Source organism: Cellulomonas hominis (genome assembly GCF_005239125.1).
Classification (GTDB): Bacteria; Actinomycetota; Actinomycetes; order Actinomycetales; family Cellulomonadaceae; genus Cellulomonas; species Cellulomonas hominis_A.
In genome coordinates this window covers 19172-31565 of record NZ_SZYE01000026.1, presented here as the reverse complement: position 1 = coordinate 31565, position 12394 = coordinate 19172, and the positions used below count along the sequence as shown (strand labels likewise).

General features: G+C 74.9%; 10 protein-coding genes, 2 tRNA genes and 1 pseudogene. 6 read left to right on the top strand and 7 right to left on the bottom strand.

The window, feature by feature from the left end; genetic code table 11:
* Window positions 1-219, bottom strand: a pseudogene (locus tag FA014_RS05625) (hypothetical protein); the annotation flags it as partial.
* A gap of 109 nt (window positions 220-328) precedes the next feature.
* Complete coding sequence (locus tag FA014_RS19880; RefSeq protein ID WP_147794224.1) at window positions 329-487, bottom strand: DUF5679 domain-containing protein; 159 nt, start codon at window positions 485-487, stop codon at window positions 329-331.
* Between the two features lie 264 nt (window positions 488-751).
* Between FA014_RS19880 and FA014_RS05620 the strand changes: the two genes are divergently transcribed.
* Entirely contained in the window at window positions 752-1351 is a 600-nt protein-coding gene (locus FA014_RS05620; RefSeq protein ID WP_154728723.1) for a SprT-like domain-containing protein, read from the top strand.
* A 21-nt stretch (window positions 1352-1372) separates the two neighbouring features.
* Here FA014_RS05620 and FA014_RS05615 read toward each other — a convergent pair whose 3' ends face one another.
* Entirely contained in the window at window positions 1373-2812 is a 1440-nt protein-coding gene (locus tag FA014_RS05615; RefSeq protein WP_154728721.1) for a zinc-dependent metalloprotease, read from the bottom strand.
* Window positions 2813-2938: 126 nt separating this feature from the next.
* Between FA014_RS05615 and FA014_RS05610 the strand changes: the two genes are divergently transcribed.
* Window positions 2939-4156: a YlbL family protein gene (locus tag FA014_RS05610; RefSeq protein ID WP_230322899.1), complete on the top strand. Its 1218-nt coding sequence runs from the start codon at window positions 2939-2941 to the stop codon at window positions 4154-4156.
* Window positions 4157-4178: 22 nt separating this feature from the next.
* Here the strand turns inward: FA014_RS05610 and FA014_RS05605 are convergent, their stop codons facing one another.
* A complete protein-coding gene (locus FA014_RS05605; protein WP_154728720.1) occupies window positions 4179-4751 on the bottom strand; it encodes a PPA1309 family protein in 573 nt (190 codons plus the stop codon).
* Window positions 4752-5016: 265 nt separating this feature from the next.
* Here FA014_RS05605 and FA014_RS05600 point away from each other — a divergent pair, with 265 nt between their 5' ends.
* Window positions 5017-7947, top strand: coding sequence for a UPF0182 family membrane protein (locus tag FA014_RS05600; protein WP_419178371.1), 2931 nt, complete (start codon window positions 5017-5019; stop codon window positions 7945-7947).
* Window positions 7948-8100: 153 nt separating this feature from the next.
* A tRNA-Met gene (locus tag FA014_RS05595) sits at window positions 8101-8174 on the top strand.
* 78 nt (window positions 8175-8252) lie between these two features.
* Here FA014_RS05595 and FA014_RS05590 read toward each other — a convergent pair.
* Entirely contained in the window at window positions 8253-9275 is a 1023-nt protein-coding gene (locus tag FA014_RS05590) for an aldo/keto reductase (RefSeq protein ID WP_154728718.1), read from the bottom strand.
* A gap of 93 nt (window positions 9276-9368) precedes the next feature.
* Here FA014_RS05590 and FA014_RS05585 point away from each other — a divergent pair, with 93 nt between their 5' ends.
* On the top strand, window positions 9369-9938 hold the full coding sequence (locus FA014_RS05585) for a TetR/AcrR family transcriptional regulator (RefSeq protein WP_154728717.1): 570 nt from the start codon (window positions 9369-9371) through the stop codon (window positions 9936-9938).
* Between the two features lie 62 nt (window positions 9939-10000).
* Window positions 10001-10074: transfer RNA gene (locus tag FA014_RS05580), tRNA-Met, on the top strand.
* A gap of 71 nt (window positions 10075-10145) precedes the next feature.
* On the opposite strand, the gene gap is transcribed toward FA014_RS05580, so the two are convergent.
* Together gap and FA014_RS05570 are read right to left on the bottom strand one after the other, a co-directional pair.
* Entirely contained in the window at window positions 10146-11150 is a 1005-nt protein-coding gene (gap, locus tag FA014_RS05575) for a type I glyceraldehyde-3-phosphate dehydrogenase (RefSeq protein WP_154728716.1), read from the bottom strand.
* Window positions 11151-11423: 273 nt separating this feature from the next.
* On the bottom strand, window positions 11424-12380 hold the full coding sequence (locus FA014_RS05570; protein ID WP_154728715.1) for a GlxA family transcriptional regulator: 957 nt from the start codon (window positions 12378-12380) through the stop codon (window positions 11424-11426).
* Window positions 12381-12394: the final 14 nt, after the last annotated feature.

Genomic DNA, 12394 nt, shown 5'->3' with positions numbered 1-12394 from the left:
CCGCAGGTCGGGCCGTACCCGCCGCGGCCGCGACCCGGCCGGCCGCAGCAGCCCCGCGGCGCCCAGCGCGTCGAGCGCGGGTGCGGGCAGGGCGTCGTCGACGCGGCGGTCGCGGGCCCGCAGGAGCCGGTCGGCCCGCTCGGGGCTCAGCCCCGCGACCCGCACCGCCCACCGCGGGTCGAGGCCCACCTGGACCTCGTCGGCCGCGCGCCGCAGCACGCGGAGTCCCTGCCGGAGCTGCACGGTGCCCCACCCCCGTCCCGTCGAGTGCCACCACCGTGGCACCCCGGGCGGGGGCGGACGCCGTCGTCCACAGGTCGGGTTCTGCTCAGGCCTTGCCGAGGATCCGGTTCAGCTTGGTGCTGCACACCGGGCAGGTGGCCTTGGCCATCCGGCGACCGGACTCGGAGACGACGACCTCGCCCTCGGCCTGACGCTTCTCCTTGCACTTCACGCAGTAGAACTCGCCGGCGTAGGTCTCGGCCATGTCTGTCTCCTCGCATCGGGTGGACGACGCCGGGTTCCCGGCGCCCGGGCCAGTATCCACGCCGTGCGGCGGTCGCGGGAGGGTTCCGCCCGCCCGTCGTGCGGCAGTTGCCCCAGATCAGCGGCCCGAACCGCTACGGTGCTGGACGTGCAGCCGTCGCGGGAGCACCCCCGGACGCCGGTCGACCCGGTGCGCTCGGCCGTGCCCGCGGCCGCCGCGCCCGACGCGCGCCCCGCCGCCGGCGCCAGCGCCGCGGGCGGTCCGGTGGCCGGCTCCGCGCCCGGCGCCGACGGCGACCCCCGGCTCGGCCCCGTCGAGGTGCGCCGCTCCCGCCGCCGGTCCCGCACCGTCACCGCCTACCGCGAGGGCGGCCGCACGATCGTCGCCATCCCGGCCCGGTTCACCCGCGCCCAGGAGCGCGAGTGGGTGCGCCGGATGCTCGACCGGCTCGCGAGCCAGGAGCAGCGCCGCCGCCCGTCCGACGACCAGCTGGTCCGCCGGGCCGCCGAGCTCAACCAGCGCTACCTCGGCGGTCGCGCCGTGCCGTCGAGCGTCCGGTGGTCCGGCAACCAGGGCCGGCGCTGGGGGTCCTGCACGGTCGCGGACGGCAGCATCCGGCTGTCCGACCGGCTGCGCGGGATGCCCGCGTGGGTCACCGACTACGTGCTCCTGCACGAGCTCGCGCACCTGCTGCACGCCGGGCACGGGCCGGAGTTCTGGGCCGAGCTCGAGGCGTACCCCCGCACCGAGCGGGCACGGGGGTTCCTCGAGGGCTACTCGTTCGCCGAGCGCGCGCCCGCGGACGACGGCGCGGCGCCGGACGCGGCCGCCGAGGAGGACGTGGCCGACCCCGAGGCGGACTGACCGCCCCGGGGCCGGGGCGGCTCAGCGGGCCGGGTCGTCGCCGGTCGGCTCGTCGCCGGACGACTCGTCGGCACCGCCGTCGTCGCCCAGGATCTCCGCCAGCGCCCGGTCCAGGTCCGCGTGCTCGCCCTCCGCCGCGGCGCGGCGTCCGGCGTACCCGGCGGGGTCGTCGAGGTCCTCGGCGGTCGGCAGCAGGTCCGGGTGGTCCCAGACGGCGTCGCGCGCCTCCGGGCCCTGCTCGCGGGCGATGCGCGCCCACAGGGCGGCCGCGTCCCGGGACCGCCGGGGCCGCAGCTCCAGGCCGACGAGGGTCGCGAACGTCTGCTCGGCGGGCCCGCCGGCGGCGCGGCGACGGCGGATCATCTCGCGCAGCGCGACGCCGTGCGGCAGGTGGGGGAGCGCGGCGGTCGCGACGACCTCGTCGACCCAGCCCTCGACGAGCGCGAGCGCGGTCTCCAGCCGGGCGAGCACGGCGCGCTGCTCGGGCGTGGTCTGCGGCGCGAACACCCCGGAGGACAGGGCGCCCTGCAGCGCGGTCGGGTCCGTGGGGTCGATGGCCCGGACCGACTCCTCGAGGCTCTCCACGTCGATGGTGATGCCGCGGGCGTACGCGTCGACCGCCGCCAGCAGGTGGCCGCGGAGCCAGGTGACGTGCGTGAACAGCCGGGCGTGCGCCGCCTCGCGGAGCGCGAGGAACAGCCGCACCTCCTCGAGCGGGATCTCCAGGCCGTCGGCGAACTCGGCGACGTTCCGCGGCACCAGGGCGGTCGCGGGCTCGGCGACCAGCGGCAGGCCGGCGTCGGTGAGCCCGAACACCTCGCGGGACAGCGAGCCGGCCGCCTGGCCGACCTGCATCCCGAACACGAGGGCGCCGAGCTGGCGCATCATCGCGGCGGGGTCGAGGCCGGCGGCGCCGAGGCCGGGCGGCAGGTCCATGCTCTCGGGCAGCTGGTCGGCGAGCGTCGCGGCCAGGGCGGTCGACATCGACGTGGCGACCGGCTCGGTGAGCGTGCGCCAGGTCGGCAGGGTCTGCTCCACCCACTCCGAGCGGGACAGCGCGCGCACGTGCCCGCCCGCCGGGGGCAGGTCCGTCGCCGCGTCGAGCCAGAGCTCCGCGACGCCGAGCGCCTCGGTCGCCTGGCGCGCCTCGGCCGGGCTCAGGGTCGGGTCGCCGCCGGTCACCGCGACCTGCCGGGCCATGTCGTGCGCGACGTCCCAGTTCACCGGGCCGTCGCCGCTCGACGACAGCATCCGCTGCACCTGGGCGATCACCTGGTTCATCAGCATCGGGTCGTCGGGCAGGCCGGAGGCGCGGGCCATCTCCGCGGGGTCGAGGCCCTGCTCGCGCATCTGGCGGAGCGCCTCGTCCGCGCCCGGGCCGAACATCTGGCGCAGCATCTGCTCCCAGGCGGCGCCGTCGGAGGGCTCGCCGGGCTGGCGCGCGGTGGGGTCGTCGGTCATCTCGGTGCTCCCGGGCTCGTCGTGGTGCCACCGTAACCACACCCCCGCGCACGCGGACCAGGCCATCACCTCCGGTTCGCTGAGGGCGCACGCGACCCGCACGGGTGGGTGCGGCATGATCGTCCGGTGCACGCCCAGCCCGGAACCCCCTCGGACCCCGACGCGTCGCCCGCCGGCGGGGCCGACCCGCTCGGCGGGACCGGCCTGCCGCCGGACGTCGCGACCCCCGCGGACGGCGCCGACGCCACCGGCCCCGCCGACCCGGCCGAGCCCGCGCCGCCGGTCACGCGCCGTGCCGCCCTGGTGTCCGGCGGCGTGCTGCTGACCGCGGTGCTGCTGGTCGTGCTGCTGCTGATGCCGGTGCCGTACGCGGTGAACTCGCCCGGGCCGACGCTGGACACCCTCGGCTCGCACGACGACCAGCCGCTCATCACGATCGACGGCGCCGAGACCTACGACTCCACCGGGGAGCTGCGGCTCACGACCGTGTCGACCACGGGCGGGCCGGGCTACCCGTCGAGCGTCCTCGGCGTGCTGCAGGGCTGGCTCAGCCCGTCCCGGCGGGTGCTGCCGGTCGAGTCGGTGTTCCCGCAGGACGCGACCCAGGAGCAGCTGGACCAGCAGAACGAGGCGCAGATGGTGTCCTCGCAGGAGAACGCCACGGTCGCCGCGCTCGAGGAGCTCGGGTACACCGTGCCGGTCACGCTCACCGTGCACGAGGCCGTCGAGGGCACGGGCGCGGTCGGCGTCGTCGAGCCCGGGGACGTGCTGCTGTCCTACGACGGCACGCCGCTGACGTCCTACGGCCAGCTCATCGACCTGCTGGACGCGACCGAGCCCGGCACGACCGTCACGCTCGGCGTGCAGCGGGACGGCGCCGAGGTCGACCTCGACGTCGTCACCGGTGCGCGCGAGGACGACGAGGGCAGCCAGCTCGGCGTCTACATCGACCCGACGTTCGACCCGCCGGTGGACGTCTCCATCCGGATCGACCAGATCGGCGGCTCCAGCGCGGGCACGATGTTCGCGCTCGGGATCATCGACAAGCTGACCCCCGAGGACGAGGCCGCGGGCCAGGTCATCGCCGGCACCGGCACGATGGACCTCAACGGCGCCGTCGGGCCGATCGGCGGCATCCGGCAGAAGATGGCCGGCGCGCTGCGCGACGGGGCGGACTGGTTCCTCGCGCCGGTGGACAACTGCGACGAGGTCGTGGGGAACGTGCCCGACGGCCTGACGGTCGTGAAGGTGGCGACGCTGCACGAGGCCCGCGAGGCGGTCGAGGCGATCGGCGCCGGCGAGGCGGACGACCTGCCGACCTGCACGGCGGCGGACGCGGGCTGACCCGGCGGGCCGCCCCGCGCGGTCAGGCGAACGTCGCCCGCAGCCCCTCGACCAGGCCCGGCACGACGTCCTCGCCCTGGCCGACGGCGTCGTCCCGGTCGTCGGATCGCTGCCGGACCGCGCACCACGACGGCCCGTCGCGCAGCACGCCCACGGCGAGCCGCACGTCCTGGCGCTGCGGGTGGCCGAGCAGCGCGTCCAGGGCGGCGTCCGGGTCCTCGGGCAGGTCCTCCTCGGCCTCCGGCGGCAGCACGATCCGCTCGACGGTCAGCGCCGCGCCGTCGACCCCGTCCGGCCACGCGATCGCGCCGAGCAGGCCCTCCAGGTCGTCGCTCGCGGGCAGGCCCTCCTGCTCGACCGAGGTCAGGTGGTCCGGGTCGGCGGCCGCGGCGGCCAGCACGTCCGGCGGGAGCTGCGAGGCGAGGGCCGGCTCCGCGTCCAGGGCGGCCTGCGTCCTGACCAGGGCGAACACCCGCACCGGCCCGTCCCAGCCGCCGGTGGCGACGTGCCGCTCGATCTCGACGACCGCGGCGGCGAGCGCGCGCTGGGCGGGGGTGCTGTCGGGGGTCTGCGGGGTCTGCGTCACGGTCGCCATCCTCGCACCCGCGGCGCGGGCCGGGCACGCGCGCCGGGGGTGGGTGCGTGGGGTGCCCGCTGTGGGAACCTTGAGGCCGCCGGGCGCGTTGTGACCTGCGTGAGCGCCGGGCCCTGCCCGCCGCGTCCACGCGCGATCCGTACCCGACGACGAGGACCTCAAGGCCGTGACCTTCGCCAACCCGTCCGCCCGACAGCCCCGGGGGCCACGCCCGCCCCGGCCACCGAGGGGCGCCCCCGGCCGCCGCCGGCCGAGCCCGCTCGCGATCACCGTCGTGGTGCTCGCGCTGGTCGTGGTCGCGGTGCTGCTGCTCGCCCAGCTCTGGACCGAGGTCCTGTGGTTCGACCAGCTCGGGTTCTCCCAGGTGCTGTGGACCCAGTGGCTGACCCGCGGCGCGCTGTTCCTCGCCGGCCTGCTCGTCATGGGCGGCGCCGTGTTCTCCAGCCTCGCGATCGGCTACCGCACGCGGCCGGTGTACGCGCCGTCGAACCAGGAGCAGGCCAGCCTCGACGCGTACCGCGAGGCCGTCGAGCCGCTGCGGCGCGTCGTGCTCGTCGCCGGCCCCGCCGTGCTCGGCCTGTTCGCCGGCATCGCCGCCTCCCAGCAGTGGAGCACCGTGCAGCTGTGGATGCACAGCACCGAGGTGGGCCGCGAGGACCCGCAGTGGGGCGTGGACCTCTCGTTCTACATGTTCGAGCTCCCGGGCATGCGGTTCGTCGTCAGCTTCCTCATGGCCGTGACGGTGCTCGCCGGCATCGCCGCCGTGGCGACGCACTACCTGTACGGCGGGTTCCGGGTCGGCGGCTCCGCGGGCACCCCGCGCATGACGCGTGCCGCCCGGGTGCACCTGTCCGTGATCGCGGCCGTCCTCATGGTGCTGATCGCGGCCAACTACTTCCTCGACCGGTACTCGATCCTCACGCAGGAGGGCGACCGGTTCGCCGGCGCCTCCTACACGGACGTCAAGGCGGTCATCCCGTCGAAGAGCATCCTCGCGGGCGTCGCCCTGGTCGTGGCCCTGATGTTCGTCGTCGCCGCCGTGCGCGGCACCTGGAAGCTCCCGGCGATCGGCGTCGGCCTGATGATCGTCAGCGCGGTCGCCATCGGCGGCATCTACCCGGCGGTCGTCCAGCGGTTCCAGGTGAACCCGAACCAGCAGGACGCCGAGTCGGAGTACATCCAGCGCAACATCGACGCGACGCTCGCCGCGTACGGCCTGGAGGACGTCGAGACCAGCGACTACAACGCGAACGTCACCGCCGAGCCGGGGGCGCTGCGGGAGGACGCGGAGACCACCGCCTCCATCCGCCTGCTCGACCCGCAGGTCGTGTCGGACTCGTTCCGCCAGCTCGAGCAGATCCGTGGCTTCTACTCCTTCCCGGACACCTTGTCGGTGGACCGGTACGACGTGGCGGACGAGAGCCGCGACACCGTGATCGCGGTCCGCGAGCTCGACCTGGACGGCCTGGACGCCCAGCGCCGGAACTGGACGAACGACGCGACCGTCTACACCCACGGCTTCGGCGTCGTCGCGGCGTACGGCAACACCACGACGTCGAGCGGCGCCCCCGAGTTCTGGGAGGGCGGCATCCCGTCCACCGGCGAGATGGGCGAGTACGAGCCGCGGATCTACTTCGGCCAGAGCTCGCCGAGCTACTCGATCGTCGGCGCCCCCGAGGGCTCCGAGTGGGAGCTCGACTACCCGGACGACGAGTCCGGCGGCGCGGTGAACACCTCGTTCCCGACCGACGAGGTCTCGGCCGGCCCGGAGATCGGGACGTTCTGGAACAAGCTGCTGTACTCGATCAAGTTCGGCTCGGAGCAGATCCTGTTCTCCGACCGCGTGACGTCCGAGTCGCAGATCCTCTACGACCGCGACCCGGTCGAGCGCGTCCAGAAGGTCGCGCCGTACCTCACGCTCGACGGCCGGGTGTACCCCGCGGTCGTCGACGGGCGGGTCAAGTGGATCGTCGACGGCTACACGACGTCGAACCAGTACCCGTACGCGGCGGCGCAGTCCCTCGAGGACGCCACCGTGGACTCGCTGACGGAGACGTCGACCACCATCGCGGCCCTGCAGCCGGAGAAGGTCAACTACATCCGCAACTCGGTGAAGGCCACGGTCGACGCCTACGACGGCAGCGTCACCCTGTACGCGTGGGACGACCAGGACCCGGTCCTGCAGGCCTGGAGCAACGTCTTCGACACCTCGCTCGAGCCGGTGTCCGAGATCAGCTCCCAGCTGATGAGCCACATCCGGTACCCGGAGGACCTGTTCAAGGTGCAGCGGACCCTGCTCGGCACGTACCACGTGACCGACCCGGGCCAGTTCTTCTCGGGCAACGACGCGTGGCGCACCCCGAACGACCCGACGGCCTCCGGCCAGAGCGTCGCGCAGCCGCCGTACTACCTGACGCTGGAGATGCCGACGCAGGACGCGGCGACCTTCTCCCTCATGTCGACGTACGTGCCCGCGGGCGGCAACGCCCGGGACGTCCTGACCGGGTACATCGCGGTCGACGCGGAGGCAGGGTCGGCCGAGGGCGAACCCGCGGAGGGCTACGGGAAGATCCGGCTCCTCGAGCTGCCACGCGACTCGACGGTGCCGGGCCCGAACCAGATGAACAACAACTTCTCGTCCAACCCGGACGTGTCGAACGAGCTGAACATCCTCGCGCGCGGCGACTCCCAGGTCATCCGCGGCAACCTGCTCACCCTCCCCGTCGGCGGCGGCCTGCTGTACGTGCAGCCGGTCTACGTCCAGGCGGCGAGCGGCACGCAGTTCCCGCTGCTGCAGCGGGTGCTGGTGTCCTTCGGCGACCAGATCGGGTTCGCCAGCACCCTCGACGAGGCGCTGGACCAGGTGTTCGGCGGTGACGACGGCACGTCCGCCGGCGACGCCGGCAACGAGATCACGCCACCGGCCGGCGGTGACACCGGCGGCGACACCGGGGACACCGGCGACGGCACCGCCACGCCGACGCCCGCGCCGACCGGGGACACGGGTGCCGGTGCCACCGACGCCCAGACCCGGCTGACGCAGGCCATCGACCGGGCCACCCAGGCGTACCAGGACGGGCAGGCCGCGCTGGCCGACGGCGACTTCGCCGCCTACGGCCAGGCGCAGGCCCGGCTCCAGGAGGCCCTGGAGGACGCCGCGGCGGCCGACGCGGAGCTGGGCGGCTCGGGCGGCTGAGTCCCGGGCGCGCGCGACGGCGGGCCGGTTCCCTCGCGGGGGAGCCGGCCCGCCGCGCGTCGGCCGTGCGGCAGGTCAGGGGAGGGTGTGACCGAGGGCACGGCACCTCGATTTGGATCACCCGTCACGCTGGCGTAACGTAGTGATCACCGACGCGGGGTGGAGCAGCTCGGTAGCTCGCTGGGCTCATAACCCAGAGGTCGCAGGTTCAAATCCTGCCCCCGCTACACAGTGCCGATGCAGATCGGTGACGAAGGCCCGGACCATCTGGTCCGGGCCTTCGTGCTGTTCGCCGCGAGCGACGCCTAGCGGGCCGCGCGCTCGGCGTCCGGACGTCGCCGGAGGGCGGGGTCGGCGACCTCCGGACCGCGGTAGACCATGTCCATCGCGCCGATGCTCTCGCCCGGCGGCACGATCGCGTCGATCCGGTCGAGGATGTCGTCGGTGAGCACGACGTCCGCGCCGGCGAGCGTGTTCTCGAGCTGCTCCAGGGTCCGGGGCCCGATGATCGCGGACGTCACGCCCGGGTGCGCGATCGCGAACGCCATCGCGAGGTGCGGCAGCGGGATCCCGACCTCGTCCGACAGCGTGAGGAGCTGCTCCACCGCGGCCAGGCGCCGCTCGTCGCGGAAGTGGCGCATCCCGGTGCCGGCCCGGAACGTGTCGTTCGCCTGCCCGGCCCGGTACCTGCCGGTCAGCGCGCCGCCGGCGAGCGGGCTGTACACGAGGGTGCCCATCCCGTAGCGCTGCGCGACGGGCAGGATCTCGCGCTCGATCTCGCGGTCCAGGACCGAGTAGTTCGGCTGCTCGCTGCGGAACCGCTCGAACCCGCGGCGCTCGGCGGCCCACTGCGCCTCGACGATCTCGGAGCCGCGCATGGACGAGGAGCCGATCGCCCGGACCTTGCCCTGCCGCACGAGGTCGGTGAGGGCGGAGAGCGTCTCCTCGATGTCGGTGTCGGGGTCGGGGCGGTGCAGCTGGTAGAGGTCGATGTGGTCGGTGCGCAGGTTCCGCAGCGAGCGCTCGACGGCCTGCACGATCCAGCGCCGCGAGGCGCCCCGGTGGTTCACGTCGTCGTCGACCGGGCCGTGGAACTTCGTCGCGAGGACGACCTGGTCGCGACGCCCCTGCAGCGCCTCGCCGACGACCTCCTCCGAGTCGCCGTAGCGGTCGGCGGTGTCGACGAGGTTGATCCCGGCGTCGAGCGCGCGGTGGATGATCCGGACGCCCTCCCGGCGGTCGGGGTTGCCCAGCGAGCCGAGCATCATCGCGCCGAGCGCGTAGGGCGTCACCTTGATGCCGGTGCGCCCGAGGGTGCGGTACTGCATGCGTGCCTCCCGTATGCTGGTGGCGGAACACCGTTCCGCTTCGATGTCGCCGACCATACGGAACGCCGTTCCGTTTGTCTAGTGAGGTGAGCCATGACCTCGTCCGCCAGCTCCCGGCCCCTGCGCGCCGACGCCCGGCAGAACGCCGACGCCCTGCTCGTCGCCGCCCGGGCCGTGTTCGAGCGCTCGGGGGTCGACGCGCCGGCGCGGGAGGTGGCCGCCGAGGCCGGGGTCGGCGTCGGCACCCTCTACCGGCACTACCCCACGCGGGCGGACCTCGTGACCGCGGTCTTCACCACGGAGATCGACGCGACCGCCGCGGCCGCCGAGGAGCTGCGGCGCCGGTACCCGCCCGGCGAGGCGCTGGACCAGTGGATCGCGCGGTTCACGCAGTTCGTCGCGACCAAGCAGGGGCTCGCGGCGGCCCTCCGCTCCGGGGACCCGGCGTTCGACGCGCTGCCCGCCTACCTGGAGGCGACCCTCGGGCCGGCCCTGCGCTCCCTCCTCGAGGCCGCCGTGGCCAGCGGCGAGGTCCGGCCCGACGTCGACGCGCTCGACCTCCTCCAGGCGATCGGCGACCTGAGCCACCGCGCGCCGTCGGCGGACGGCTCGCCGAACCCGATGGTGCGCCTGCTCGTCGACGGCCTGCGGGTGCGGGGGTAGCCGGGGCGTGCCCCGAGCCGACTAGGTCCCGGCGCCCGGGTCGCGTAGGGTGGGGGCACCGACGCGGGGTGGAGCAGCTCGGTAGCTCGCTGGGCTCATAACCCAGAGGTCGCAGGTTCAAATCCTGTCCCCGCTACGCAGTGCCGATGCCGATCGGTGACGAAGGCCCGGACCATCTGGTCCGGGCCTTCGTCGTCCCCGCGCGGCTCAGCCCTGCGACAGCCCGATCAGCTCGAGCGTGTCGACCACGCGGTTCGAGAACCCCCACTCGTTGTCGTACCAGGCGACGACCTTCACGTGCCGCCCGTCGACCCGCGTCAGGTGCGAGTCGAACACCGACGACGCCGGGTTCCCGACGATGTCGGACGAGACCAGGAAGTCCTCCGAGTACTCCAGCACCCCGGCGAGCGGACCCGCGGCCGCGGCACGGTACGCGGCCAGCACGTCCTCGCGGGTGACGTCCCGCGCGACGGTCGCGTTGAGCTCGACGATCGAGCCCACCGGGACCGGCACCCGGATCGAGTCGCCGGACAGCCGGCCGTCGAGCTGCGGCAGCACCAGACCGATCGCCTTGGCGGCGCCCGTCGTCGTCGGGGTGATGTTGACGGCGGCCGCCCGCGCGCGGCGGGGGTCGCGGTGGGGCCCGTCCTGCAGGTTCTGCTCCTGGGTGTAGGCGTGCACCGTGGTCATGAACGCGTGCTCGATCCCGGCGAGGTCGTCCAGCACCAGGGCCAGTGGCGCGAGCGCGTTCGTCGTGCACGAGGCGTTGGAGATGACGGTGTGCGCGGCCGGGTCGTAGGCGTCGGTGTTCACGCCGTAGGCGATGGTGACGTCCGCGCCGTCGGACGGCGCCCCGACCAGCACGGCGCGCGCCCCGGCGTCGAGGTGGCCGCGGGCGGCGGTGGCGCTCGCGAACCGACCGGTCGACTCGAGCACGACGTCGACCCCGAGCTCCGCCCACGGGAGCCGGGCGGGCTCGCGCTCGGCGAGGACGGCGATGCGGCGGCCGTCCACGACGAGGTGGTCGCCGTCCACCGAGACGGGCCGCCCCAGCCGCCCGGCCGTCGAGTCGAACGCGAGCAGCCGGGCCAGGGCCGCGGGCTCGGTGAGGTCGTTGACGGCGACGACCTCCAGGTCGCTGCCGCGCTCGAGGATCGCGCGCAGGACGTTGCGGCCGATGCGTCCGAAGCCGTTGATGGCGACGCGGGTCATGGGTACCTCCGGTGGGTCTCGCGTTCGGGACGCCTCCAGCCTCGGTGCCGGGCCGCGCGCCGGACAGCGGCGCGGGCGCCATGGTCCGCACGGATCTCGCCACCGGCGCCGCCATCACCCCGCCCCCGCGCCGCCGCTCGGGCCGCGTGTCCACCGCGCCCGGCGTGCCCGAGCCGGCCGCCACGCGGCCTACGCCTTCCGGCGCGCCCCACGCGGATCGTCGTGGGCGGGGCCGGAAGGCGTCGGCCGGCTGAGGCCCGCGGACGTCGCGGTCTACTCGCCCCGCGCGAACGTGCGCCGGTACTCGCTCGGCGTCGTCCCCAGGACGCGCTGGAAGTGCCGCCGCAGGTTCGCCCCCGTCCCCAGCCCGACGTCGACCGCGATCTGCTCGACCGACCGCTGCGAGCGCTCCAGCAGCTCGCGCGCCACGTCGACCCGGGCCCGCAGCACCCACTCCATCGGCGTGTACCCCGAGTCCTCCACGAACCGGCGGGAGAACGTGCGCGGCGACACCGCGGCGTGCCGGGCGAGCGCGCCCAGGGTCAGCGGCTCGCCGAGCCGGTGCAGCGCCCACTCCCGGGTCGCCGCGAACCGCTCGCCCAGCGGCTCGGGCACGCTGCGCGGCACGTACTGCGCCTGGCCGCCGGACCGGTACGGCGCCGCGACCAGACGCCGGGCGGCGTGGTTGGACGGCGCGACCCCGAGGTCGCGCCGGATGAGGTGCAGGCACAGGTCGATCCCCGACGCCGCGCCCGCGGAGGTGAGCACCTGCCCCTCGTCGACGAACAGCACGTTCTCGTCGACGGTGACGCGCGGGTAGCGGGTCGCGAACGCCCGGGTGTAGTGCCAGTGCGTGGTGGCGCGGCGGCCGTCGAGCAGGCCGGTGGCAGCGAGGGCGAACGCGCCGGTGGAGATCGCGGCCAGGTCGGCGCCGCGCCGGTGCGCGGCCACGAGAGCGGCGACGACGGCCGGCGGCGGGTCCTCCTGGTCCGGGTGCCGGTAGCCCGGGATGAACACGACGTCGGCCCACGCCAGCGCGTCCAGCCCGTCGGCGACGTGGTACGACAGCCCGTCGCCGCCGCGGACGAGCCCGGGGGCGGGGCCGCAGACCCGGACCTCGTACGGCATGCTCGGCCGGTTCGTGAACACCTGCGCCGGGATGCCGACGTCCAGCGGCTTCGCGCCCTCGAGGACGAGCACGGCGACGCGGCGGAGGGGGGTGGCGGCCACGGCGACAGCGTAGG

What these genes read in the sequence shown, in the direction of transcription:
- FA014_RS19880 (WP_147794224.1), bottom strand. Translation starts at nt 487, where the DNA reads ATGGCCGAGACCTACGCCGGCGAGTTCTACTGCGTGAAGTGCAAGGAG.
- FA014_RS05615 (WP_154728721.1), bottom strand. Translation starts at nt 2,812, where the DNA reads ATGACCGACGACCCCACCGCGCGCCAGCCCGGCGAGCCCTCCGACGGC.
- FA014_RS05605 (WP_154728720.1), bottom strand. Translation starts at nt 4,751, where the DNA reads ATGGCGACCGTGACGCAGACCCCGCAGACCCCCGACAGCACCCCCGCC.
- FA014_RS05590 (WP_154728718.1), bottom strand. Translation starts at nt 9,275, where the DNA reads ATGCAGTACCGCACCCTCGGGCGCACCGGCATCAAGGTGACGCCCTAC.
- FA014_RS05585 (WP_154728717.1), top strand. Translation starts at nt 9,369, where the DNA reads ATGACCTCGTCCGCCAGCTCCCGGCCCCTGCGCGCCGACGCCCGGCAG.
- gap (WP_154728716.1), bottom strand. Translation starts at nt 11,150, where the DNA reads ATGACCCGCGTCGCCATCAACGGCTTCGGACGCATCGGCCGCAACGTC.